Origin of the sequence: Fusibacter tunisiensis (assembly GCF_016908355.1) — a bacterium.
Classification (GTDB): Bacteria; Bacillota; Clostridia; order Peptostreptococcales; family Acidaminobacteraceae; genus Fusibacter_D; species Fusibacter_D tunisiensis.
Genome location: NZ_JAFBDT010000006.1, coordinates 17,012 through 40,843 on the forward strand (window position 1 = coordinate 17,012; position 23,832 = coordinate 40,843).

The 23,832-nt window shown below is 37.8% G+C and carries 27 protein-coding genes; all 27 read right to left on the reverse strand.

The window, feature by feature from the left end:
• Positions 1–11: 11 nt before the first annotated feature.
• Positions 12–1,181 (reverse strand): phosphopentomutase, encoded by a 1,170-nt coding sequence (locus tag JOC49_RS05345; RefSeq protein WP_204663171.1) that lies wholly within the window; start codon positions 1,179–1,181, stop codon positions 12–14.
• 40 nt (positions 1,182–1,221) lie between these two features.
• The gene (gene xerD, locus JOC49_RS05350; RefSeq protein ID WP_204663173.1) at positions 1,222–2,103 is read right to left on the reverse strand and encodes a site-specific tyrosine recombinase XerD; all 882 of its coding nucleotides are present in this window, start codon (positions 2,101–2,103) and stop codon (positions 1,222–1,224) included.
• A gap of 72 nt (positions 2,104–2,175) precedes the next feature.
• Positions 2,176–3,366 carry a GGDEF domain-containing protein gene (locus JOC49_RS05355; RefSeq protein ID WP_204663175.1) on the reverse strand — a complete coding sequence of 397 codons (1,191 nt, stop codon included), beginning with the start codon at positions 3,364–3,366 and terminating at the stop codon, positions 2,176–2,178.
• Between the two features lie 21 nt (positions 3,367–3,387).
• Positions 3,388–5,079, reverse strand: a complete 1,692-nt coding sequence (recN, locus tag JOC49_RS05360) for a DNA repair protein RecN (protein ID WP_204663177.1) — start codon at positions 5,077–5,079, stop codon at positions 3,388–3,390.
• 19 nt (positions 5,080–5,098) lie between these two features.
• Entirely contained in the window at positions 5,099–5,548 is a 450-nt protein-coding gene (locus JOC49_RS05365; protein ID WP_204663179.1) for an arginine repressor, read from the reverse strand.
• A 63-nt stretch (positions 5,549–5,611) separates the two neighbouring features.
• Positions 5,612–6,169: a chromate transporter gene (locus tag JOC49_RS05370; protein WP_204663181.1), complete on the reverse strand. Its 558-nt coding sequence runs from the start codon at positions 6,167–6,169 to the stop codon at positions 5,612–5,614.
• Positions 6,166–6,714 (reverse strand): chromate transporter, encoded by a 549-nt coding sequence (locus JOC49_RS05375; protein ID WP_204663183.1) that lies wholly within the window; start codon positions 6,712–6,714, stop codon positions 6,166–6,168. The genes JOC49_RS05370 and JOC49_RS05375 overlap by 4 nt, the downstream gene beginning before the upstream one ends.
• Before the next feature lie 21 nt (positions 6,715–6,735).
• Positions 6,736–7,539 carry a TlyA family RNA methyltransferase gene (locus tag JOC49_RS05380; protein ID WP_204663185.1) on the reverse strand — a complete coding sequence of 268 codons (804 nt, stop codon included), beginning with the start codon at positions 7,537–7,539 and terminating at the stop codon, positions 6,736–6,738.
• Complete coding sequence (gene dxs / locus JOC49_RS05385; protein ID WP_204663187.1) at positions 7,532–9,394, reverse strand: 1-deoxy-D-xylulose-5-phosphate synthase; 1,863 nt, start codon at positions 9,392–9,394, stop codon at positions 7,532–7,534. Before dxs ends, JOC49_RS05380 begins: the two co-directional genes overlap by 8 nt.
• Before the next feature lie 2 nt (positions 9,395–9,396).
• The gene (locus JOC49_RS05390; protein WP_204663189.1) at positions 9,397–9,981 is read right to left on the reverse strand and encodes a hypothetical protein; all 585 of its coding nucleotides are present in this window, start codon (positions 9,979–9,981) and stop codon (positions 9,397–9,399) included.
• A 585-nt stretch (positions 9,982–10,566) separates the two neighbouring features.
• Positions 10,567–11,007 carry a divergent PAP2 family protein gene (locus JOC49_RS05395; RefSeq protein ID WP_204663191.1) on the reverse strand — a complete coding sequence of 147 codons (441 nt, stop codon included), beginning with the start codon at positions 11,005–11,007 and terminating at the stop codon, positions 10,567–10,569.
• Positions 11,008–11,018: 11 nt separating this feature from the next.
• Positions 11,019–11,912, reverse strand: coding sequence for a polyprenyl synthetase family protein (locus tag JOC49_RS05400; RefSeq protein ID WP_204663193.1), 894 nt, complete (start codon positions 11,910–11,912; stop codon positions 11,019–11,021).
• Entirely contained in the window at positions 11,909–12,118 is a 210-nt protein-coding gene (gene xseB / locus JOC49_RS05405) for an exodeoxyribonuclease VII small subunit (protein ID WP_204663195.1), read from the reverse strand. Before xseB ends, JOC49_RS05400 begins: the two co-directional genes overlap by 4 nt.
• The gene (gene xseA / locus JOC49_RS05410) at positions 12,099–13,328 is read right to left on the reverse strand and encodes an exodeoxyribonuclease VII large subunit (protein WP_243423618.1); all 1,230 of its coding nucleotides are present in this window, start codon (positions 13,326–13,328) and stop codon (positions 12,099–12,101) included. Before xseA ends, xseB begins: the two co-directional genes overlap by 20 nt.
• Position 13,329: 1 nt before the next feature.
• Positions 13,330–14,265: a tRNA (adenosine(37)-N6)-threonylcarbamoyltransferase complex transferase subunit TsaD gene (locus JOC49_RS05415; RefSeq protein ID WP_204663199.1), complete on the reverse strand. Its 936-nt coding sequence runs from the start codon at positions 14,263–14,265 to the stop codon at positions 13,330–13,332.
• Positions 14,266–14,275: 10 nt separating this feature from the next.
• The gene (gene nusB, locus JOC49_RS05420; RefSeq protein WP_204663201.1) at positions 14,276–14,671 is read right to left on the reverse strand and encodes a transcription antitermination factor NusB; all 396 of its coding nucleotides are present in this window, start codon (positions 14,669–14,671) and stop codon (positions 14,276–14,278) included.
• Positions 14,672–14,729: 58 nt separating this feature from the next.
• Positions 14,730–15,098, reverse strand: a complete 369-nt coding sequence (locus JOC49_RS05425) for an Asp23/Gls24 family envelope stress response protein (RefSeq protein WP_243423612.1) — start codon at positions 15,096–15,098, stop codon at positions 14,730–14,732.
• Between the two features lie 122 nt (positions 15,099–15,220).
• Entirely contained in the window at positions 15,221–15,676 is a 456-nt protein-coding gene (locus JOC49_RS05430) for a CD1247 N-terminal domain-containing protein (protein WP_204663203.1), read from the reverse strand.
• Between the two features lie 45 nt (positions 15,677–15,721).
• The gene (gene efp / locus JOC49_RS05435) at positions 15,722–16,285 is read right to left on the reverse strand and encodes an elongation factor P (RefSeq protein ID WP_204663205.1); all 564 of its coding nucleotides are present in this window, start codon (positions 16,283–16,285) and stop codon (positions 15,722–15,724) included.
• Positions 16,286–16,339: 54 nt separating this feature from the next.
• The gene (locus JOC49_RS05440; RefSeq protein ID WP_204663207.1) at positions 16,340–16,831 is read right to left on the reverse strand and encodes a shikimate kinase; all 492 of its coding nucleotides are present in this window, start codon (positions 16,829–16,831) and stop codon (positions 16,340–16,342) included.
• Entirely contained in the window at positions 16,831–17,889 is a 1,059-nt protein-coding gene (locus JOC49_RS05445) for a type IV pilus twitching motility protein PilT (RefSeq protein ID WP_204663209.1), read from the reverse strand. The genes JOC49_RS05440 and JOC49_RS05445 overlap by 1 nt, the downstream gene beginning before the upstream one ends.
• A gap of 12 nt (positions 17,890–17,901) precedes the next feature.
• A complete protein-coding gene (udk, locus tag JOC49_RS05450; RefSeq protein ID WP_204663210.1) occupies positions 17,902–18,531 on the reverse strand; it encodes a uridine kinase in 630 nt (209 codons plus the stop codon).
• Positions 18,524–19,762, reverse strand: coding sequence for a peptidase U32 family protein (locus JOC49_RS05455; RefSeq protein ID WP_204663212.1), 1,239 nt, complete (start codon positions 19,760–19,762; stop codon positions 18,524–18,526). The genes udk and JOC49_RS05455 overlap by 8 nt, the downstream gene beginning before the upstream one ends.
• The gene (locus JOC49_RS05460) at positions 19,759–20,427 is read right to left on the reverse strand and encodes an O-methyltransferase (protein ID WP_204663214.1); all 669 of its coding nucleotides are present in this window, start codon (positions 20,425–20,427) and stop codon (positions 19,759–19,761) included. The genes JOC49_RS05455 and JOC49_RS05460 overlap by 4 nt, the downstream gene beginning before the upstream one ends.
• The gene (gene mltG, locus JOC49_RS05465) at positions 20,427–21,437 is read right to left on the reverse strand and encodes an endolytic transglycosylase MltG (RefSeq protein ID WP_204663216.1); all 1,011 of its coding nucleotides are present in this window, start codon (positions 21,435–21,437) and stop codon (positions 20,427–20,429) included. The genes JOC49_RS05460 and mltG overlap by 1 nt, the downstream gene beginning before the upstream one ends.
• Positions 21,438–21,452: 15 nt before the next feature.
• Positions 21,453–23,213: a ribonuclease J gene (locus tag JOC49_RS05470; RefSeq protein WP_204663218.1), complete on the reverse strand. Its 1,761-nt coding sequence runs from the start codon at positions 23,211–23,213 to the stop codon at positions 21,453–21,455.
• A 117-nt stretch (positions 23,214–23,330) separates the two neighbouring features.
• A complete protein-coding gene (locus tag JOC49_RS05475) occupies positions 23,331–23,774 on the reverse strand; it encodes a Fur family transcriptional regulator (protein ID WP_204663220.1) in 444 nt (147 codons plus the stop codon).
• Positions 23,775–23,832 lie beyond the last annotated feature (58 nt).

The window sequence follows — 23,832 nt, forward strand, 5'->3', positions numbered from 1 at the left end:
TACCTCCTAATCTAAAGAATTTCATCTTTAAAACTGGTTCCATATGGCGTTTTATCAATTCCAAGAATATCTGAAACGGTTGCCGCAATGTCTGAAAATGTCTTACGCGTTCCAAGATCAACACCTTGTTTAACCGATTTTCCATATGCCAAAATTGGAATATACTCACGTGTATGGTCTGTACCTTTATACCCTGGGTCATTGCCATGATCAGCCATGATGATTAAAATGTCGTCCTCACGCATCGCCTCAAACATTTCAGGCAATCGAGCGTCTACTTCTTCCAAAGCAGCCTTATACCCTTCAACATTACGTCTATGACCAAATTTAGCATCAAAATCTACCAAATTTGTAAATAAAATTCCTTTAAAGTCTTGCTTAAGATAATGGATCGTTTGGTCTACACCATCCATATTATCGGTTGTGTGTACATCTTCCGTTATCCCTTCACCATCATAAATATCTACAATTTTTCCAACTGCTTTCACTTCAAGACCAGCCTCTTTCGCAAAGTCTAAAACAGTTTTATCAAAAGGTTTAAGAGAGTAATCTCTTCTATTTGGTGTTCTTTGAAAATTACCAGGCTCGCCAACAAATGGACGTGCAATTACCCTTGCAACTTGATCATCCCCTCTTAGGATTTCCCGTGCAATTTCACACATAGTATACAATTCTTCAAGTGGAATCACGGATTCATGAGCTGCAATTTGAAAAACACTGTCTGCAGAAGTATAAACAATGGGGTTGCCTGTTTTCATATGTTCTTCTCCCAATTCTTCCAAAACTACAGTTCCGGAAGCTGGCTTATTGCACAAAACCTTTCTGCCTGTTTTTTCTTCAAAAGCTTGAATCACATGCGGTGGAAAACCATCCGGATACGTTTTAAACGGTTTTTCAATATAAAGCCCTGCAATTTCCCAATGTCCTGTAGTAGTATCCTTCCCATTTGAAGCTTCCATAGATCTACCAAATGCGCCAATTGGATTTTTTTCAGCCGGTAGATAGTCAACACCTTCTATGTTTCCAAGCCCTAATTTAAGCATGTTTGGGATTTTAAAAGCCCCAGGAGATTTAGCAACACTTCCCAGCGTGTTAACCCCCACATCGCCAAATTTTTCAGAATCCGGTAAAGCGCCTATTCCAACACTGTCTAAAACAAATAATATCACTCTGTTAATCATGAGATTTCCTCCTCTTTCTTAAAAAAAATTAGAGCCTATCTTAGGCTCTAGGATGTGCTTTTTCATAAACGTCTTTGATTTTTGAATTCGACATTTCAAGATATATTTGTGTAGAAGCCACATCAGAGTGCCCCATCATTTCCTGAACTGCTCTTAAGTCAGCGCCATTTTGAACCAAATGAAAAGCAAAAGAATGACGTAAGGTGTGAGGGGTAATCTTCTTGCCAATTCCAGCATCTTCAGAATACCGTTTAACGACCTTCCAAAATCCCTGACGTGTCATCCGCTTCCCATAATAATTTACAAATAACGCTTCATTGTCTTCGTTAATCAACTGTGTCCTAGCAAGATTCAAATATGATTCTACTGCTTTTGATGCCATTGAACCAAGCGGCACAACTCTGCTTTTAGAGTGATGTGTACATCTGATGTATCCCATAGCCGTATTCACATCCGATAGGTTTAAGTCAATCAACTCTGAAACTCGAATTCCAGTTGCATAAAGCAACTCAATCATAGCTTTATCCCGTTTGCCTATGGGTGTCCGTATGTCTGGACTAGATATAAGTTTTTCAACTTCACTTAAAGTCAACACTGCAGGCATCTTCTTCTCAGCCTTAGGTGCTTCCAACTCTAATGAAGGATTAGTTTCTATATACCCTTTATTGTGAAGAAATCCAAAAAAAGTTCTTAAAGAAGCAACATTTCTTGATAAAGTTGCATTGGCCTTGCCTGATTTCTTAAGTTTCAACACATATTTAAGCAAATCAACACTTTTAATGTGTGTTAATTCTGTAATCTTCTCTTCATCTAAATAATAGCCAAAATACCTTAAATCTCTTTTATAGGATTGAACTGTGTTGTCGGACAAATTCCTATGATCCCTTAAAAACACTTCAAAATCCTGAACAGACTTCTCCATAACAAACCCCTATTCTAATCTTATCCATTTCTTAAAATAAATAAAGACATATTGCTTTCTTTTGTGGTTTTTCTACAATCTATTTGCCTTTAACGTTTTCTTTTGTTCGTACATTGCAGCATCGGCTTCATGAATGAGTTGAATCACGTTGTTGTGTTTTCTAGGATGATATTCGGTAAACCCAACGCTGGCACTAACAGGAAACACAAATTGCCCAGATGCATTAAATTTAAAAATATCATCCTGAATACGATACCATACTTTTCGGGCTTGATGGACATCACACTTTTTAAAAATCACCATAAATTCATCGCCACCCAACCGTGTCACGACATCATTTTCTCTAAGGTTGGTCTCAATTATTTCTGTAATCTTTTTAATCAGTAGATCGCCTTCTTTATGGCCATACTTATCATTAACAAGTTTTAAATCATTTATATCAATGTAAGCAACAGTCAAATCATACGACTGTACAATTGAATTCATCATAGATTCTTTAAGAAAGTTAAGACCAGCTTCTCTGTTTAAGGCACCTGTCATGAGATCCGTTTCAGCCTTCACCTTATAACTTTCCATATTATTGTCAACAATAAACAATCGATTCAACAAAATAACAACAGCAAAGGTGAGAATTGTTGTGAGCATATAGTTGCTGTTCATATATAGGCCAATTGAAACATTTTCTGCTTGTTCCACCAAGCCACTGGATATAATTTTCACCAAATTTACAAATGTATTTTTTTGGTTAAACACAATAAATGCAAAAACGATTACATTGCTTAAAAGCAATGTGCGTTCCATTTCCTTGTTAAAATGTGTAATTTTTTTGAAAATACGCATAATCATTTGATAGTATTTTAGCAAAAGCAAATATAAGATCCAGTAAATAAAAACAACTTTATAACTTGAGTAGAAGAATACAACTCGATAATCAACGACTGACTTAAAGAGAAGAACATTTAGATTTGACGTCATCATAGAAGATAAAGTGACAATTAAGAACAAAAACAAAATTGATAAAGAGGCAATAAAAGAGCTTATACCATAGACCCATTTTAAATAGAAAATTAAAAAGCCATAAAAAATAACCACATAAACTAACTGATTTAAACTAAAAACACAAACAAAAAAAACCATAAAAACCAACAGGATAATATGTTTTCTAATATCCTGTGTCCTTAAACCGGGTACAATATTGGCAAGTCCATAAACAATGGATAGTGCGCCTAATGTTGAATAGATGAGTTCTAAAAATAGCGTCATCTGTCCTTCTCCCATTATAGATTACGTATAAGCTTCCTTTTTTTTAGCAGCTTTTAATAGCATTTCTCTCGCATGTTGATTTGTCGTTTCAGTATGTTCGAAACCGCCAACAAGCCTTGCAATTTCTTCTTGGATTGTGTGTTCTGATAGGGTTTCTATCTCAGTTAATGTCTCACCATCAAATTGACTTTTTTTAATTAAAAGATGATGGTCTGCAAACACAGCAATCTGAGGCAAATGGGTAATACAAATAATTTGTGCATACTGTGAAAGTTTCGCAAGTTTTTCACCAACGACATTGGCTGTAAGACCACTGATTCCAGAATCAATCTCATCAAAAAACAAAGTTGGCATAGCATCCATTTGACCAAGAACAATTTTTATACCAAGCATAATTCGAGAAAGTTCACCGCCTGACACAACTTTTTTAAGCGGCCTAAGCGGATGCCCTGCATTGGTGGAGATTTGAAATTCTATAAGGTCAACACCTGTTGGCCCTGGCATAGTTTTTTCTGTTAACTGAACCTTAAACTTTGCTTCTTTCATGTTTAATTCCACAAGTTCAGCCATCAATGCTTTCTCTAAAGAATGTGCCGCTTTCTCACGTCTTTTAGACAATTCATGGCTAGCAACATCATATTTTTTCAGGATAAGCTCATAGCGTTTCTTTTGTGTCTGTAGATCAGACGCCACTTGTTCATATGACTCTAGCTCTGTCCTAAGTCTCTTAAGTTGTGATTTAAGTTCAGCGATGGTCTGACAATTATATTTGGATTTCAGTTGGTTGATTTCATCCAATCTGCGTTCAACCTGATCCAAACGTTCCGGATTTTGTTCCAACTGGTCTTGATAATGCACCACTTCTTTTGCAAGATCATCCATCATAAAAAAGAGTTCGCTAAACCGTTCAGAAAAATTCTTAAGGGGCTCATTATAATCGGCTACCTTTTGAAATGCGCCAGAAAAAGAGGCTAGTGATGTTACAACACCATCTCCATATTCTCCGGATAACCAGTTTCTTGCTCTTTCAAACAACTCTTGTATACTGTCAAGTTCGCCAAGAACTTTAAATTCACGCTCCAGTGTCATATCTTCACCGTCAACTAAGCCTGCTGTTTCCAATTCATTGACTTGAAAAATCAAAAAATCCATTTGTCTCTGGCGATCTTTATTCTTAAGTTCCAAGTTTCGAATGTCTTTCTGAATTTGATTCAACTCTAAATAGAGTTTATGCACCTCATTCAGAAAGTCAGATATTTCTTGTGTGCCATAAGTATCCAAAAAATTTAACTGTTCATCGGGATTTAACAAGACCTGATTGTCATGCTGGCCATGTATGTCTATCAAAAACTGTGTGACATATTTTAAATGCGTTAAAGTTGCAATTTGACCATTAATACGAGAAATACTTTTTCCTTTTGCTTGAATCTCGCGTGTAATCGTTATGATATCCGGATCAACAGAAAATCCATTATTTTCTAAATATAAATTCACTTGCTTATTTGTAAAAAAACCAGCACGTATAATTGCTGTTTCTTTTCCAATCTTTACATGGTCCTTATTTGCCTGTCCTCCAAGTACCAAAGCAATTGCACCCAGCACCATGGATTTACCAGCGCCTGTTTCACCTGTGATGGTATTAAAACCTTCTTTAAAATCAATTACTGCTTCATCAATGAGTATAAAATCTTTAACATACAGTTCAAACAGCATAAGGCCTCCCTCAGTTAACTTATGAAAGCAATTCCTTAAAACGGTTCATAATTTCGTCACGCTTCAATTCATCCTTAATCAATAAAAAAATGGTGTCATCTCCCGCAATACTACCGACGATTTCTTTAAAATTAAATGCATCAATTGCAACCGCTGCACCACCGGCAGATCCCACAAGCGTTTTCACGACAATAATATTTCCAGCATAATCAATTGAAGTTATAGAATTTCTGAATATCTTCAAAAACCGATCATTGACAACGCCTTCTTTTTCTTTTGTTGACGCGTATTTATAACGGCCATCTTTGGTTAAAACTTTAATCAAACGCATCTCTTTAATATCTCTAGATACTGTTGCCTGTGTTACCTTAAATCCAGATTGTTGCAATTCCAGTGCTAATTCTTCTTGTGTTTCAATATCCATTTTTTCAATGATTTCCAAAATTTTTGAATGCCTGGTGTACTTCATACTTTTCCCTCCCCAACACTCTTATTATAGTATACTATTAAATTTTAGTAAAATATTATCTCTCTAAAAAAAGACTAGACTGATTACGCCTCCCATTGCAATATAAAAAAGAGGATGTTTTTGATATTTTCGAATCAATAAATAAAAAACACCAAACATCAAAAGCGCTTTTAAGTCAATTCCTTCTAATGGCCTATAAATAACGCCCCCATCTCCGTGATAAAGAGAAACTAAAGCTACCTGGAGCACTGATGTGCCCACAAGTCCAATTACTGTGGCTTTAAGTCCTACAAATGCAGCTTGTACAGCAGGATGTCTGTTAAACTTTGAAAGAAATTTTCCCAATAATATTGCCAATATAAATGCAGGTGCAATGATTACAATTGATGCCAGAAGTGCACCTAAAACACCAAATTCCCTATACCCAATATAGGTTGCCATATTAATTGCAATGGGACCAGGTGTTGACTGAGAAATGGCAATCAAATCTGTAAAATGACTGTCCGTTAGCCATGCATTTTCAATAGAAATGTCTCTAAGAATCGGGATCATCGCCAAGCCACCGCCATATGTAAACAATCCGATTTTTAGGAATTCAAATAAAAAAAAGATGAGTTTCATGACCCCACCCGCTCTCTATATGCATAAATGCCAAAAAAAGCACCAATAACAATTACAAGTAGGGGTGACACCAAATCAAAAAAAACAACACCAAATGCTAAAACCATAACTGCAAATGTTTTTTTATCAAAAACTGCCATTTTAAACAAACGTGTAAACGAATCGAGTAATAGGGCAAGAACAACCACACGAATCCCTCTGAAAATCTTTTGAACAACCTCCAAATGCCCAATCCTCTTATAAGCGATTGCGATAAAAGTTATAATGATAATTGAAGGTGTAATAACCCCGAGTGCTGCTGCAACTGCACCTGGAATGCCATAAAGTTTATAGCCAATCATAGTGGAGGCGTTTGACGCAACCACGCCAGGTAACGTTTGGGAAAGCGAATAACTTTCAAGAATAGATTCCATATCTAGAAGGTTTTTGTCTTCCGCCAGTTCACGCTCTAAAATAGGCAACATAGCATACCCACCGCCAATTGTGAGAATGCCAACTTTAAAAAAGATCATATACAATTTTAAAAGTTTTTTTAAAAAATCCATACGTTCCTTCAATCTATTGTTTTAGTCATGCAATTGGCCGTGAGCCTCATTAACCAATTTTTTTACGCCGTTAAAAGCGTCATCACAAACACGAGTCTTTTTCCCATACGCCAAAAATTCAATGTTTCCTTTAGGCCCTTTTATAGGTGAAAACGTAATGTCTTTTACACAAAAACCAGCAGATGCAGCAAATGTCAAAACTTTGTCAATCACGAGTTCATGGACTTTAGAATCCCTTATAACCCCACTCTTTTTTGTATAGGCCCTACCCGCTTCAAATTGAGGCTTGATTAAAAATACAATTTCACCTTCCTCTTCCAAAAGTTCATAGGCAACCGGCAAAACAAGTGATAGCGATATAAAAGAAACATCAATGCTTATAAAATCCACTTGCTTGTTGATTTGTTCTGATGTAACATACCGGATATTCGTCCGTTCCATGTTGGTAACTTGAGGGTGATTTCTTAATTTCCAATCCAGTTGACCATAACCCACATCAATTGAAAACACATGTGATGCGCCATTTTGAAGCATACAATCGGTAAAGCCACCTGTTGATGCACCAATATCCATACAAACTTTACCCTTAAGATTCAAGCCATAAAGGTCAATGGCTTTTTCTAGTTTTAGCCCGCCTCGACTCACATAGGGAATCGGATTGCCTTTGATCTCTATCACAGATTCAACATCAACTTTGGTTCCCGGCTTGTCCACACGCATTTGATTCACAAACACAAGTCCTGCCATAATGTGTTTCTGTGCTTTTTCTCTCGATTCAATGTTAAACTTTTCAACAAGAAGTACATCTATTCTTTCTTTAGCCATTCAGCACCTCTTTTATCTGTTTTGCAATCCCTTCCGCATCTAGTCCGTGAAATCTTAGAAGGTCTGAAACATCCCCCTGCTCAATGAATTCATCTTTATACCCAATTCGGTAAGTTAGAGCATTATTTATCTTCCCAGATAAGCCTCGTAAAACCGCATCACCAAAGCCACCAATAACAGTATGGTCTTCCACAGTTATAATATATTTATGTCCAGCGACTAAACTTTCCAACAGATCATGTGCCATTGGTTTAATTTGTGGAACATGAATCACTGTCGGTGAAAATCCAATTTCACTTGCAACCCTCTGTGACGCTTCAAGTGCAATTAAACTCATTTTCCCTGTTGCAATAACTGCAATCTTTTCTCCAGTCATCATGACTTCCGGTTCCCACCCTTCAGACGAAACAGGTGTGGAAAAATTCGCCATCCCCCTAGGGTATCTAATGGCAATTGGGCCCTCAAAATACTGTGCCGAATAAGTGAGCATGTTTCTAAGCTCATTCCCATCTTTTGGGGACAAAATTTTCAAATTTGGAATTGCATTTAAATAGGAAATGTCAAAAATTCCATGATGCGTCTCCCCATCATTTCCTACAATTCCAGCTCGGTCTATGCAAAAAACAACTGGTAAATTTTGAATACACACATCGTGGATAATTTGATCATAGGCACGCTGAAAAAAGGTAGAATAGATGGCAATATAAGGTTTTACGCCTTGCGTCGCCATCCCAGCACCCAATGTGACAGCATGTTGTTCCGAAATGCCCACATCAAAAATACGTTTTGGAAAAAGTCTTCTAAAGTTAGAGAGTCCCGTTCCTTCTATCATTGCGGCACTTATGGCTACAATCTTACTGTTGTGTGTTGCCAATTCAACCAGCGTATCTCCAAATACTTTTGAATAATCCTCTTTTTCAACCGCTTCGATAACCTTAGCCGAATCAAAACGACCAACACCATGGTAACGATTCGGGTGCTGCTCAGCAAAAGCGTATCCTTTTCCTTTTTGTGTTAACACATGGAGCAAAACGGGTTCTTTTGTTTTTTGAATCATCTTTAAATGCGCAATTAGGGCTTCTAAATCATGGCCATCAACAGGGCCTATATAGGTAATTCCAAGGTCTTCAAAAAATTGGCCGTTTTTTACAAGATAATACTTTAGGCCACCTTTTAATCGACTAATAAACCGAACCATAGGGTCACCCACAGAAGGTACTTTTGACAATTTTCCTTTTGTTATCCCTTTAAGTGAAAAGTAGGTTTGATTTGTTCTTAATCGATTTAAAGCTCTTGACAGACCACCCACGTTTTCAGAAATTGACATTTCATTGTCATTTAAAATCAATTTTAGATTCACAGCAGAATGTCCCAAATGATTCATCGCCTCAAAAGCCATGCCACCTGTCATTGCACCATCTCCAATAATAGAGACGACATCATACGTTTCATGTTTTAAATCCCGAGCCATGGCTATGCCAAGTCCCGCAGATATGGATGTACTGCTATGTCCCGTATCAAATTTATCGTGTTCAGACTCTGATCTTTTCGTAAAGCCGCTAAGCCCACCAAGTTGTCTTAGTGATGAAAATTCTGATTTGCGACCCGTCAGCAATTTGTGAACATAAGACTGATGGCTTACATCCCAAATCATATGATCTTTAGGACTATCAAATACATAATGCAAGGCAATGGTTAGTTCCACAACCCCCAAATTCGAAGCCATATGGCCACCTGTTTTCGAAACAGAATCCACTAAAAAATGTCTAATTTCATAAGCCAAAACTTTAAGTTCATCTATAGATAACGTTTTAATATCCTGAGGCCCTTTAATGCCATCCAAATATTTATACATATTTATTCCTTTCTAAAAGGTGGTAAATGTTTATAAGTCTCTAAACTAAAAATCAAAGAAAATGCATATACAACTCTACCTGTTAATATCAACACCTCTTTAGATTTTGAAATTGCAATTTCTTTTCCAATTGCTTTCCCACCAACTGTAAGCGCTGCAACTATACCACTAAAAACAATTGCAAGATATGCTTGTGTCATTTCACCTAAATCATATTGATTAAAAAAGCCCACTATGATACCAATCGTTGTTCCACTAATGATTCCAGCAATGTCTCCAATAACATCATTACAAAAATTCGACACCCTAGATGCGTTTTTTATGAGTTTGATGGAATACTTGGCGCTCTTAACTTTTGATGCAGCCATGGCATGAAACGGTTTTTCATCAGCTGCAGCAACTGCGATTCCAATAGCATCAAAAAAAACACCAATAAAAATAATGGTGAGCAAGAGTAAGACCGCCACAAAAATATTGACATTACGAATTAACAGTTCAGATATAATACTAAAAAGAACTGCTAAACCAAATGTCATGATAAACGTATGAAAGATCCATTTTTTATTAATTTTAATATTACTTTTCATTTTACCACCAATACAATAAGTTTATGTATATCTGAGGCGGCCGATTGGATTAATTCTGCGGCTTAGGTTCAGTAGGATTTCCCAATTGATTGCTATTTTGTCGCCAAAATAGTAGTTTCCCATTAAAATCAACTTTGTAATGTCACCATATACAAGACTGAATTACCACTTAGTCCACACTTCAATCCCCAATCGACCGAATACAGTCTAGGAGCTTTCCTCAACAGTCCACACAATCCCTAGCCTCTTTTGCAGCGAAGGTTTGGAGTGGCAAATGGCATCCTGGAATTGGCCGATTCCAGAACGCCTAAACCATCGTCTACCACCACCACTCAAGGCAGGCTACTCTGCACTAAGCCTTTCGACCACATGCAGGTTTAATCTCGTAAAAACGAGTCTCCACAGGCTGAGGGTCAATTTCTACATGCCATTGTAGCTTGCCCCCTTACCCTTACTCCCAACTTCAACCCGAAACTGGGCGTTTCAAGCAAAAACCAGGAACTTCATCGATGTGCCCTTTAGCGAATTTTTAGCCCCGCCTTCAGGATTGGATTTTCTGACTAGAATACTGCGCCTCAAAAGGTCTTAAACGACCAAATTTGCAATAATAATACCTAAGATTGCCCCCACTGCAACTTCAGTGGGTTTATGTCCAACAAGTTCTTTTAAGTGTTCTTCCTCCAAATGTTTGTGTTTATAGATGTCCTTGATAATATCATTTATAATCTTAGCTTGCTTCCCCACAGAACGTCGAACGCCTGAAGCGTCATACATTACAATAAATGCCATAATTAGACTCAGGCCATAAAAGGGGGTCTCCCAACCTTCCAAAAGGCCTATAGCAGTTGATGCAGCAACAATTGTAGAGGTATGAGAACTTGGCATGCCACCAGAGCCATGTAACCGTTCAAATCTAAACTCTTTTTCAATGACAAAAGTAATCAATACTTTTAAAAATTGTGCAATAAACCAAGCGATAAAGGCCGCTATAAGAACTTTATTATCCAACAATGCGTTAATGCGCATACAGCCTCCAATCAATACTCTCTTACAGAAAGAAACTTCACCGTCTCAACCAGAAAATCCGATTTCAGTCTTAAGTCTTCAATCTGTCGCAATATCGTTTCTTTTAAAGTTGAAATGTGGGTTTCTGTCTCCAAAATTCCCATGAGAACTGGATAGGTGATTTTTTTATTTTTTTGATCCATTTGCGTTTCTTTTCCCATTTTCTCTGAATTGCCTTTTATGTCTAAAAGATCATCTACCATTTGAAACATAAGCCCAACATCTTCACCAATTTTTTTAAATTTTTCAACGTCACATTTGGGTGCATTGCCCAAAAGAGCGCCTGCTACAAGAGCAGCCGTTAAGAGTTTGCCAGTCTTCAAATGGTTAATATAATCCAGATCAATATGACGCATGTTTTGTTCAGCATACGTCATATCTGCCACTTGCCCTAATATCATACCACTTGGTCCCGATGCTTTCAAGATGGCATTCATTGCCAGAACACCACATCTTTGAAACTCTTGATTTATAATTGCTTCCAACATAATTTCTGACGCATAGTTTAATAAGCCATCTCCAGCAAGCACAGCAACTGCCTCACCAAATTTAATATGACAAGTGGGTTTCCCACGCCTTAATGCATCGTCATCCATACAGGGCAGATCGTCATGAATCAAAGAATACGTGTGAATCATTTCTAGGGCAAGTGCAAATGGATAAGCCGTTTCATAAGGGACATCATACTGTGTTGCAATTTCCAACAGCAATATAGGCCGAAGCCTCTTTCCACCAGCATTTAATGCATAAGTCATGGCCTCATAAATTCTCTTTTCTGCGGGTGTTTCTTTGGCAAGTCCCAATTTAGTTTCAATTTGCTTTTCAAACAAATCAATGCGTTTTCTCAATTCAACTTCATAGGTCATGACGACAACTCCTGATCATCCGAAATCAACATCTGTATCTTAGCTTCAGTTTCCTCTAAAAGTGCATTGCAAGAACGGTAAGTCTTAATCCCTTCTTCGAAGGCCTTCAGCATTTCATCTAAAGGTAAATCCCCGTCTTCCAGTTGAGTTGAAATCTCTTGCAATCGCTTCAGTTGAGCTTCAAATTTAATTTTTTTTGTTGCCATTGTTGCCTCCTTCATCTCCGAGCAATTGAACGTTCAAAACATTGGCCTCTAGAATACCATCTGTCAATCGAATATTTAATTGATCCCCCGGGTGTATATTTTTTGCAAGCGCTAGACCGCCTTCTTTTTGAACAATTCCATAGCCTCTCTCTAAAGTGTTTAAGGGGCTTAACGATTGCAACATATTTCCCATACCCAGTAAATTTGACTTCTTAAGCGACAAATTCGCTTTAACCGTTTGCTGGTTGGATTTTCCAAGTCTATTTATTTGATCTTTCATACTGTCCATTTGAGAATAGCAAGATTTTATCAAGGCTTTTTCCGAGAACCTGTCCAATTTAAGCCGCATCAATGCCACGCGTTGGTTTACGTTAAGGGCCATATTCTGCAAAGTCTTATTGATCACGATTTGAATTTCATCTTTTGATTTTACGGCTACTTCTGCTGCTGCTGAAGGTGTTGGTGCTCTTAAGTCAGACACAAAATCACTGATTGTGTAATCCGTTTCATGTCCAATACCTGTAATAATTGGTATTCTAGACTCAAATATTGCCTGTGCTACAATTTCTTCGTTGAAACTCCAGAGTTCTTCAATAGAACCCCCACCTCGTGCCAATAGGATAACATCTACAGGATATTTTTGATTAAAGTATTGAATTGCCTTTACAATTTCATGCGAAGAAAATTCACCTTGTACCCGAACTGGGTATATAAAGAGTTTGGAATAAGCCGCACGCCTCGTTGCCACTGATTTTATATCTTGAATTGCAGCACCAGTTGGCGACGTGATTACGCCAATATTAGACGGCATTTCAGGAATCTTTTTCTTAAGCTTTTCATCAAAATAACCCATTTGGGCCAATTTGAGTTTTAGAGCTTCAAATTGCGCGTACAGGGCCCCAAGACCAATATTTTCAATTTCTGCGACATACAGTTGATACTTTCCATCACGTTCATAAATTGAAATTTGACCCTTTGCGTGGACCTTATCGCCATTTTTTAAAGTCTTATGATGTGCTGCAAAATTTCGTGCGAATAAAACACAAGAAATTCTAGAGCTTTCATCTTTAAGGGTAAAATAACAATGTCCACTGGTATGTCTGGTAAAGTTTGAAATTTCACCTTCAACACTTACATGATTTAGTATAGGATCTGCCATCACTAACCGTTTAAGATATCTATTGATTTCTGTAACTGTATAGGCTTTCATTTTAATCACTATTCTTTACACCTCTTACGTGTCTTCTCGTCAATTCAGCAACCCCATAAGCGTTGTCTCTTGCATACTTTGCTTTTGCAAAATAGACATTGGACTTATGAGACAGCATGGCTTTTATATGGGAATTAGATGCCACACCCCCAGCAATGATAACAGGCAATCCTTTGCAGGCTTCATCAATCCACTTTTCAATCATATAACCAAGTGTATTGAAGATATGCCGACACACCTCGCTGTTAGAAGATGTGTTCAATAGTTTCATATATTTATTCTCAAGACCAGAGATATTATAATCATAATGGAATTTAAAAGCGACTTTAAAATGCGCTTTAGATTCTGATAGCATGCCACATTGGTCCATGTGAACGCCACTTGGAAATGGGAATCCCATCTTAACCCCTAACCGATCCACCAACTGGCCAAAACTGATATCCAGTGATTCACCTACTTTTTTAATATCAAATCCTTCACCCTCTAAAAACACATGGAGCAGTTCGGTTGTGCCCCCTGAAAGGTGCATGGTCATAAAAGACTGTGGAAATTGTTCAATGCCACAGGTGGCAAGCGCCGCCATAACATGTCCATCTTGATGTGACGTCTCATAAATAGGCAACTCTAAGGCAGTGGCTAAAGTTTTTGCAAACAGTAACCCCGCATGAAATACAGGCATATAAGACTCTTGTGCATTTCGAGGCATTGTACTTACCCCTATGGCCTCAATATCTTGTACATTCACGGATTTTCCTAAACGTGCAAAAATTTCAGGCAAATTGTGCGTATGTTGAAAAAAGCCATCAGACTGTCGCAGTCCACGGGCTCCTTCCTTGACTTTCAAGATTCTATTTTCCTCAAAAACAATATCCCCTGTTGCAGAATCTACCACACACATTGATGTCGTATAGCAACTCGTATCGATTCCAAGAATCATTGACTACCTCTTATTTGTTTTCAACAAAGTGACTCAAAACACCATTTACAAACTTGCCAGATTTTTCATCTACATACTTCTTCGCTAAATTAACAGCCTCGTTAACGCTTACCTTATTGGGAACGTTTTCAACATAAAGCATCTCAGTAACGCCTAATCTTAATATTGCCAAATCAATTCTAGCAAGCCTTTCTATTTTCCAGCCCTTTAAATGTTCTGAAATTTTACTTTCCACTGTTTCTCGGTTCTCTATCCATTTATTCACAAGACCATTTACATAATCAAGGTCTAAAATTTCTTCATAGTGACTGAGTAGTGACGCCATGGTTATCTGATCATACGCTTTGTGTATTTCAAGTTGATACATAATTTCCATTGCCACCTCACGACTTCTTGCGCGATTCATGTAGCCTCCTTACATGAAAATGACCAACTTCGCAAGAAGCCAGTCGCTTTTCACTCTATTATACTTCTTTTTTAGTAGTGATGCCCTCAACAGTTATATTTACAGCATTAACAGATACCCCTGTCATAGACTCAATAGCTGTTTTAACGTTTTCTTGAACCAAAACAGCCGTTTCATCAATTTTTGTACCATAATCCATTACAACACTTAAATTAATAGTTGCCAAGTTTCCCATCATTTCAACTTGAACACCTTTGTGGTAATTCTTTTTGCCCATCATTTCCATGACTTCTTCTGAAATGGTGCCACTAAGGCCCTTAATTCCCCCAATTTCAGATGCAGCAATGGAAGCAATAACACCAATTACATCATCCGCTATGTTAACTTTTCCATGCTTCAATGAATCAATTGTCATATTTTCAGCCATAAAAGCCTCCTAAATCATTCGTTATATACTGACATTATATCAAACATAAACCCTCAGTACAAACAAATCTGAAGACCCTGTCTTGTAGGTGCACACGACAGGGTCCAAGATAACAACATAAATTAATTTTCGTCTTCACAGCACTCGCAATCTTCTTCGCCACAACACTCGCAATCATCTGTAAATTCAATTATCACGCCACAAGATGGACATTGAATCTCATCTTCCTTGTCGATCAAACTGCCATCTACATAGATGATTTCCCCACATTCAGGACATTCAACTTCTTCATAATCATCCATTTCAGAGTCAAATTCATCCGCCTCAAAATCGTCTTCGTAAAATTCATCTTCCAAGTCAGATAAATCTTCGTCAATGGAATCCACATAATCGTCCAACTCGACGATTGCATCGCCTAAGTCATCCAGTTCATCGTAAATCTCTTCAACTTCTTCAGCAAAATCTTCAAGAATATCGATGATTTGAAGCAACAATTTACCTTCTTTAGTTTCCTTGTCCACTTCCATACCGTCAGCCAATCCCTTGAGATAGGATACCCTCTCGTGCATATAGCTCATGTGTTTTCCTCCTTAAGTGGGTTTTATCAAAACAGAAAATCTGTTTTAATCATTTGAACGTGACAAATACTCTCCAGTTCGTGTGTCGATTTTTACGCGATCACCCTCATTTACAAATGTAGGCACATATATTTCAGCGCCGGTTTCCACTTTTGCTTTTTTTGTAACATTTGTTGCTGTATCCCCTTTAACACCCGGTTCAGCTTCAACAACAGTTAAAACGACAAAATTAGGTGGCTCAACTAAAAAGCATTTGTCTTTGTAAAATTTTAGAGTTGCATTGTCATTTTCTTTAATATACAAAATCGCATCTTCAACTTGTTCTGCTGAAAGCGGAATTTGATCATATGTTTCATTATCCATGAAATAATACAAGTCCCCTTCGTTATAAAGGTATTGCATCTCTTTAGTCTCTATATGCGCTCTAGGGAATTTTTCCGATGGGTTAAACGCTTGTTCTCTAATCGTTCCCGCTAAAAGACTCTTGTATTTCGTTCTAACAAAAGCAGCCCCTTTACCAGGCTTAACGTGTTGAAAATCTACAACAACCACAGGTTCGCCGTTTATTTCAAATGTAACGCCTTTTCTAAAATCACTCGCAGCAATCATTCATAACCTCCAAAAATTTTCAATTATAGACCATCATTTATTATACTTGAAAAATTAAAGTTTTGTCAATATCCGCCTACCAATTTCAGAAATAGAGTCTGCATCCGTCAAAATATTAAAATGAGCGGTCGTTTCATAAAGTTTTTTTCTTTGCTCAATTAATGTTTCAATTGAAAGTTCTTTTAATAAAGGGCGCGTATCATCCCCTTGAAGACGTTTTGAAATCGTTTCAGAGCCCGCTTGAAGAAAAACAACTCGCCCATTTGATCGAAGAAATTGTCTGTTTTCCTCAGCTAAAACTATGCCCCCTCCAGTTGATACAACGCACTTTGTTTTATCTCGAAACGTTTGAAGAATTTCTCGCTCTAACTTCCTGAAATACACTTCGCCCCACTTGTTGAAAATCTCAGCAATAGACATCCCAAGTTGGGTCTCAATCATGGCGTCTGTATCAAAAAACGGGACATTCAGTTCCCTTGACAACCACTTTCCTACTGAAGTTTTGCCAGCCCCCATCATTCCTATAAGAAATATTTTCTCTTTCATTATAATGATCTTTCTAATCTCGCTATCAGTTCAGAATCAAAACAAAACGTCTGTAGAGTTTCTCGAGAAATCAACTGTTTTTGATACAGTTCAAATAAACTGTAGTCCATAGCCATCATGCCCTGACGCCGTCCTGCAATTAAGGTGTTGTGGATTTCCGATATATTCTCACCTATAATATGAGATCGAACCACAGAATTCATCAGCAGAAGTTCATAAGCCAGTACGCGTTCATCATTTGCAATCTCAGGAACCAACTGTTGGGTAAACACGCCTAGCAATAAGGTTGCAAGCTTATGCTTTCGACTATTCCGGCGTTGTTCTTGATCTGAATATATAAAATTATCTAAAACTGAAACTGTGTTTATGGCTGAAACACCTGCAATAACCAATTTCCCAGACTCAGCAATTTTAAGTGCAAGATCTTTAGCTGCCTCCGTCTCTAAATTAGAAATCACAACAACATCCACATCTTGAAGCAAGGCATCTTGTAGGCCTTGTTCAAAAGACACGCAATCTGTCCCAACATCTCTTTGTATTACAATTGCTTGATCATGTCTGATCAAATAGTCTACAGGCGACTCAAGCATCATAATCACGCACTGCTTGGACCGATTGATGAACTGTACCAAGGAAGCTATGGTTGTTGATTTTCCCATTCCAGATGCACTCCCCACAAGCAAAAGTCCTCTTGTACGTTCTACTAGCGTATAGAGTGTTGCGTTTAATCCTAAAACATCCTGGTCTGGAATATTAAGTTTTAAGATTCGAATCGCCAAGGCAAAAGAACCCCTTTGTTTTACAACCGTAATTCTAAACCGTCCAAGTTCTGGAACAGAATAGCCAAAGCTTAGGGCATCCTCACGCTTCAAAGTTTCCCACTGTGATTCAGAAAAAAGTGCATTTAATGTTTCCACAACATCGTCATGCCGCATAACAGCATCTGACATCATAGTGACAGCTTCTCCATTTACCCGAAATACCGGTCTTGCCCCTGGGACAATGTGGATTGTTGTGGCCCCTTTATTCACACCAGTTCGAATCAATTGATTAATCATGGAACAACTCCATTATAAACCTCCGGCATTTATAATTGACATGACTTTAGTTGTCATCAAATCTATGGCAACTTTATTATAACCCCCTTCAGGGATAATAATATCTGCATATTTTTTCATGGGTTCAATAAATTGTTCATGGGCTGGTTTTACAGTTGTCAAATACTGATCTATAACCGATTCCAACGTTCGCCCACGCTCATTAATATCTCTTGTGATTCTTCGAATAATCCTAACATCCGCATCTGTGTCTACAAAAATTTTAATGTCCATCAAATCTCTAAGACGCTCATCTTCAAGAATCATAATGCCTTCAATAATAATAATTTCACGTGGGTGCACCAAAATTGCTTCCGCTTCTCTATTGTGATTTGAAAAGTTGTAAATTGGCTTTTGAATTGGCTGTAAATCACATAACTGTTTAATATGTTCTATCAACAAATCTGTATCGAAAGCCAATGGATGGTCATAGTTGGTTTTAATCCGCTCTTCAAAAGACAAATGACTCTGATCTTTATAATAAGCATCCTGTTCTAAAATCAGAATATTCTCATCTGGTAACGACTTGAATATGGCCTGTGCCACAGTACTTTTCCCAGAACCAGTTCCTCCAGAAACCCCAATTACTATCGGTTTAACCATTTACCTTCTCCTTTGCCTTTCTTAATATAAAATATGAATCAACAGGCTGATCCATAGGAACTTGAATCAACTGCTGTGCATGCGGTGCCACCTCAATGGCATTTCCTTGTGCATCATACATTTTGTCAACCGTTTGTTCGTGATAAAAATAATTCGGACCAATAATTTCAATGGCATCTCCAACTTTAAAGTTGTTTCTCTGCTCGATTAAAGCCACTTTTTTTTCTGGATCATAAGACTTTACAACGCCAATAAAATCATAAGACCTAATATAAGCGCTTGACCCATATAATTGTGACTCTGCATCCGCTTTTCCATAATAAAAGCCAGTTGTAAATTCTCTATGCGATACCTTTCTAATCTCATCATACCATTCCGGCTGATAGACATACCCTTGTGGGTCTTCATAAAACGCGTCAATAGCTTTACGATATGCTCTTACCACATTTGCCACATAATAAACACTTTTCATCCGGCCTTCAATTTTTAAACTGTCCAGCCCAGAAGCCATAAGTTCTGGAATTCCACCAATCATGCACAAATCCTTTGAGTTAAAGAAAAAAGACCCTGCCTCTGTTTCAACAATAGGGTAAGCTGAATCAGGTCTGGATTTTTCCACCAACTCGTATTCCCAACGACAAGGTTGGGCACAAGCACCTCGATTTGCATCTCGACCTGTCATATAATTGCTGATTAAACATCTTCCAGAATAAGAAATACACATTGCCCCGTGAATAAAGGCTTCCAACTCAAGTGTCATTGGGGTGTTTTTTCTTATTTCCGATATTTCTTCTAACGATAATTCTCTCGCCAAAATAACTCTTTTCACACCCTGTTCATGCCAAAATTGGGCACTCATGTAATTGGTGTTATTGGCTTGAGTACTTAAATGAACCTCTACATCTGGCGCCACTTTCCGAACATACATCAGTGTGCCGGGATCTGATAATATAAATGCATCAAATCCCATTTGCCCCACAGTCTCAATATAAGATTCCAAATAATGAATGTCTTCATTGTGTGGAATGATATTCAAAGTTAAAAAAACTTTCTTACCACGGCTATGTGCAAATTCTATACCCGCTTCCATGTCCTCAAAAGAAAAGTTCCTTGCAGCAGCTCTAAGTCCAAAAACTTCACCACCAATATAAACAGCATCTGCACCATATAAAATTGCAAATTTCAATTTTTCTAAATCACCTGCCGGAGCAAGGAGTTCAATTTTTTTCATGCCCGATTCACGGCCTCCTTCTTATAAGTAATTGCCAACCCATCTCCAAGTGGCAATATCGTGGTTTCAATATTTGGCTTGTCAGAAATATACGCTAAAAATCGACGCATGCGCTTAACAATGGTTATTTTTCGTTTAACCAAATAGGCATCCGTCGCAACCATTCCCTTATAAAGCACATTGTCTGATACAATAATGCCGCCAGGCCTCAGTTTGGGAAGCGCCAAATCAAAAAAAGTTTGATAGTGGCCCTTTGAAGCATCAATAAAAATCAAATCAAAGGTGCCTTCAATCTCTTTTAGGACCATCTGTGCATCCCCCTGATGTTGAATAATATCTACAGGAGACTCTAATTTTTCAAATGTTTCTTTGGCCTTTTCAATCATTTCTTCTTTAAGTTCAATGGTTTCAATACGTCCGCCTGTCATCCCAAGCGCCATTAGTGCCGCCGAATATCCAATCGCAGTTCCGATTTCCAAAATACGATTGGGTTTTTGAATTTGAATTAAGACCTTTAGATGTTGAGCAACTTCAGGATGCACAATGGGTATGTGATGCATTTCAGCATAAGTCTCTAGTTCAGCCAGCAATCCATCAGACTTCGGGAGTAAAGATCGAATATACTTTTCAACATAAGTGTCTACTATATTTGATTTTTGAGTCATCAGTTGCTCCTTCTAGCATCTCTCAAGTGTTCCTCATACGTCTCATTGAAGTAATGACTGCCATCATTTGTTTCCTTGGTCACAAAGAAAAGATAGGAAGTCTCTTCTGGATAAAGAGCAGCCTCCAGTGCACGTTTCCCTGGCGAAGCAATGGGCGCAGGTGGCAATCCAACATTTAGATACGTATTATAAGGGCTTTCAATTTCAGTATCAGCAATTGAAAGAACTGGCTTACGCTCTTGTAGAACATACTGCACTGTGGCGCACGACTCGAGCAACCATTCTTTTTTTATTCTGTTATGGAATACACTTGAAACCAATTTAAACTCCGAATCAACCATCGCTTCACGTTCAACAATCGACGCAAGCGTCACCAACTCTTCAACAGTCATGTTAAGTTCTTCCGAGCGCACATAATATGCTTCTTGAAAAACAGAATCAAATCGGTTTAACATCCGGGTTACAATTTCAACTTCAGTTGCCCCCTTCTTAAACTCATAGGTATCAGGAAATAAAAATCCTTCTAACAAGTTGGACCGATCAACACCTTCCAGAAATTTGTAATCAAACGGATGTGTTTTTAACACTTCAATAAACGCATCTGGATCGATTTGGTTTTTTGATGCTAAAAGATCAACAATTTGTCTAACTTCATACCCTTCAGGGATGGTGATTTTAAAGGTTTCAACATAAGTTTCTCCAGAAACCAATTTCTCAATAATTGTTTCAACATCCATAGAAGGTGACAATTTGTACGTTCCTGCCATCATTTTGCCATCAACTTCCATGAGCCTTACCTTCGCTTTAAAAGCATTGACATTTTGAATCAATCCTTCATCAAACAAAACTGTCCCTATAGTTGTTGTTGTGGATCCAGAAGGGATTTCTACAACCAATTCTTCAGTGCTCTCTGGATCAACAGGTGTAAAATATTTTTCAAGTACCGCAGCGCATCCGCTCAAAGAAAAGGCCACCACTAGGATGGCCATAATATAAATGAATCGCTTCATCAGTTTACCTCATTTCTAAACTTCCATAAAAACAGGCAGAATCATAGGAGATCTCTTTGTGCTCTGATAAATGTACTGACTTAAAGTATCTTTAACTGAAGACTTCAACGAAGCCCAATCCTTAATATTCTTGTCAAAACATTTTTTGAGTTCCTCTTCAATGACATTTTTAGCGCCTTCCATTAAGGCTTCTGACTCCCTTACATAAACAAAGCCTCTTGAAATAAGATCCGGTCCGTTAATCAGTTCGCCTGTGGAACTGGATATGGCGACGACAACTATAATTAAGCCATCTTCCGATAAATGTTTTCGGTCTCTTAACACTATATTTCCAACATCTCCAACACCTAAGCCATCAATAAATACGCGACCTGCTGGAACAGATTTTCCAAATCTGGCGCCATTTTGATCAAACTCCATTGTTGTGCCATTGCTCATTATGAAAATGTTTTTGTCTTGCATTCCCAAATCAAGCGCCAGTTGTCTATGTCGGTCTAAATGAACATACTCCCCATGAACTGGCATAAAATACTTGGGCTTTACCAGGGTATGAATCAATTTAAGTTCTTCTTGTTTTGCATGACCTGATACATGTACATCGGCTAAAGATTCATAAATAACCTTTGCACCTTTTTTAATCAACTGATTGATCACTTTATAAACAGATTTTTCATTTCCTGGAATTGGAGATGAAGACAAAATTACAAGATCACCTTTTTGTATTTCCATTTGTCTGTGCTCTGAATTCGCCATACGTGTAAGTGCGCTCATTGGCTCACCTTGTGACCCTGTCGTAACAACAACCAATTCATTTTCAGGGTATCTGTCAATATCTCGAATTTCAATGATTGTATCTGATGGCACTTTTAAATAACCAAGTTCCAAGGCCACACTTGTAACATTGACCATGCTTCTTCCTGAAAAAGCAACTTTACGGTTGTTCATGGCCGCAGCATTAATGATTTGCTGTACTCTGTGAATATTTGATGCAAAAGAAGCGACAATAATACGGCTACTTGCATGCCTAAATATTTCTTCAAACGTATCTCCAACCGTGCTTTCGGACATTGTATAGCCTTCACGCACCACATTGGTACTATCTGCAAGGAGCGCCAAAACACCTGCTTGTCCAAGTTCGGCAAATCGATGTAGGTCCGTTTTTTGTCCATCTATTGGCGTATAATCAATTTTAAAGTCTCCAGTGTGAACAACTGTGCCCATCGGACTTGTTACCGCATAAGCCACTGCATCTGCAATACTGTGACAAACCCTTATCGGCTCTATTTCAAAAGCGCCAAGTCTGATAACTTGTCCAGGAACAATGGTAATCATCTTTGGCTTTAAACGGTGCTCTTTCATCTTGTTTTCCACAAGACCAAGTGTTAGCCGTGTTCCGTAGATTGGCGCATCTATTTCTTTTAAAACATACGGTAATGCACCTATGTGGTCTTCATGTCCATGCGTCAGAATGATGCCTTTTATTTTATTTGCATTTCGCTTCAAATAGGTAAAGTCAGGGATTACAACATCAATGCCCAACAAGTCTTCTTCTGGGAACGCCATCCCGCAATCCATAACAAAAATATCATCTTTGTATTGATAAACTGTCATATTCTTGCCAATTTCATTCATTCCACCCAACGGAATGATTTTAAGCAACTCAGTCGTCGAATGTGTTTGCTCATTTGTCTTGTTTGATTGCGCCGGTTTTTTACGACGCTTAAATTGATTGCCCTTATGCTTGGGCTGATTTTGATTTTGATTTTGATTTGTCATTTTAACACCTCTTTGTTTAATTGTTCGGCTTAAAATATTGTCCGATCTTGCCAAACGTAATAAGATCCTACAACAAAGAACTTGTGACTTAGCAAATACGAAAAACAAACCCTGTTGTTACACAAGGTTTTTACATTTGCTACATATTCCATAGAACTTTAATTTATGATCGAGAATTTCGAAATTATAATCTTTTTCAATCTTATCTTCAAGTTCATCCAGAAGGTCACCTTCAACTTCAATAACTGCGCCACATTTTGTGCAGATTAAGTGATGGTGGTTATGGGCGCCATCATCACAATAAAGTTCATACCGTGTACACCCATCCTCTAAGTTAAGGGAAGAAACCACCTCAAGTTCATCCAACATTTGAAGCGTTCTATACACAGTTGCAAGTCCCATTTCTGGATTTCTTTGTTTCACAATATCATATATTTCTTCAGTACTTAGGTGCTCACCTTTATTTTCTGATATGACATTAATGATGGCAATTCTCTGTGGCGTAAGTTTATACCCCGCCTCTTTCAGTTTTTTCTTATAATCATCATGACATGAACTCATATAAACACCTCGGCACTTTCTTTTTATTTCTTTTATTTCATTTTAACACATATAAACC

Coding starts and splice junctions, on each gene's coding strand:
- JOC49_RS05345 (WP_204663171.1), bottom strand. CDS start 1,181: ATGATTAACAGAGTGATATTATTTGTTTTAGACAGTGTTGGAATAGGC.
- xerD (WP_204663173.1), bottom strand. CDS start 2,103: ATGGAGAAGTCTGTTCAGGATTTTGAAGTGTTTTTAAGGGATCATAGG.
- JOC49_RS05355 (WP_204663175.1), bottom strand. CDS start 3,366: ATGACGCTATTTTTAGAACTCATCTATTCAACATTAGGCGCACTATCC.
- recN (WP_204663177.1), bottom strand. CDS start 5,079: ATGCTGTTTGAACTGTATGTTAAAGATTTTATACTCATTGATGAAGCA.
- JOC49_RS05365 (WP_204663179.1), bottom strand. CDS start 5,548: ATGAAGTACACCAGGCATTCAAAAATTTTGGAAATCATTGAAAAAATG.
- JOC49_RS05370 (WP_204663181.1), bottom strand. CDS start 6,169: ATGAAACTCATCTTTTTTTTATTTGAATTCCTAAAAATCGGATTGTTT.
- JOC49_RS05375 (WP_204663183.1), bottom strand. CDS start 6,714: ATGGATTTTTTAAAAAAACTTTTAAAATTGTATATGATCTTTTTTAAA.
- JOC49_RS05380 (WP_204663185.1), bottom strand. CDS start 7,539: ATGGCTAAAGAAAGAATAGATGTACTTCTTGTTGAAAAGTTTAACATT.
- dxs (WP_204663187.1), bottom strand. CDS start 9,394: ATGTATAAATATTTGGATGGCATTAAAGGGCCTCAGGATATTAAAACG.
- JOC49_RS05390 (WP_204663189.1), bottom strand. CDS start 9,981: ATGAAAAGTAATATTAAAATTAATAAAAAATGGATCTTTCATACGTTT.
- JOC49_RS05395 (WP_204663191.1), bottom strand. CDS start 11,007: ATGCGCATTAACGCATTGTTGGATAATAAAGTTCTTATAGCGGCCTTT.
- JOC49_RS05400 (WP_204663193.1), bottom strand. CDS start 11,912: ATGACCTATGAAGTTGAATTGAGAAAACGCATTGATTTGTTTGAAAAG.
- xseB (WP_204663195.1), bottom strand. CDS start 12,118: ATGGCAACAAAAAAAATTAAATTTGAAGCTCAACTGAAGCGATTGCAA.
- xseA (WP_243423618.1), bottom strand. CDS start 13,328: ATGAAAGCCTATACAGTTACAGAAATCAATAGATATCTTAAACGGTTA.
- JOC49_RS05415 (WP_204663199.1), bottom strand. CDS start 14,265: ATGATTCTTGGAATCGATACGAGTTGCTATACGACATCAATGTGTGTG.
- nusB (WP_204663201.1), bottom strand. CDS start 14,671: ATGAATCGCGCAAGAAGTCGTGAGGTGGCAATGGAAATTATGTATCAA.
- JOC49_RS05425 (WP_243423612.1), bottom strand. CDS start 15,098: ATGGCTGAAAATATGACAATTGATTCATTGAAGCATGGAAAAGTTAAC.
- JOC49_RS05430 (WP_204663203.1), bottom strand. CDS start 15,676: ATGAGCTATATGCACGAGAGGGTATCCTATCTCAAGGGATTGGCTGAC.
- efp (WP_204663205.1), bottom strand. CDS start 16,285: ATGATTGCTGCGAGTGATTTTAGAAAAGGCGTTACATTTGAAATAAAC.
- JOC49_RS05440 (WP_204663207.1), bottom strand. CDS start 16,831: ATGAAAGAGAAAATATTTCTTATAGGAATGATGGGGGCTGGCAAAACT.
- JOC49_RS05445 (WP_204663209.1), bottom strand. CDS start 17,889: ATGATTAATCAATTGATTCGAACTGGTGTGAATAAAGGGGCCACAACA.
- udk (WP_204663210.1), bottom strand. CDS start 18,531: ATGGTTAAACCGATAGTAATTGGGGTTTCTGGAGGAACTGGTTCTGGG.
- JOC49_RS05455 (WP_204663212.1), bottom strand. CDS start 19,762: ATGAAAAAAATTGAACTCCTTGCTCCGGCAGGTGATTTAGAAAAATTG.
- JOC49_RS05460 (WP_204663214.1), bottom strand. CDS start 20,427: ATGACTCAAAAATCAAATATAGTAGACACTTATGTTGAAAAGTATATT.
- mltG (WP_204663216.1), bottom strand. CDS start 21,437: ATGAAGCGATTCATTTATATTATGGCCATCCTAGTGGTGGCCTTTTCT.
- JOC49_RS05470 (WP_204663218.1), bottom strand. CDS start 23,213: ATGACAAATCAAAATCAAAATCAAAATCAGCCCAAGCATAAGGGCAAT.
- JOC49_RS05475 (WP_204663220.1), bottom strand. CDS start 23,774: ATGAGTTCATGTCATGATGATTATAAGAAAAAACTGAAAGAGGCGGGG.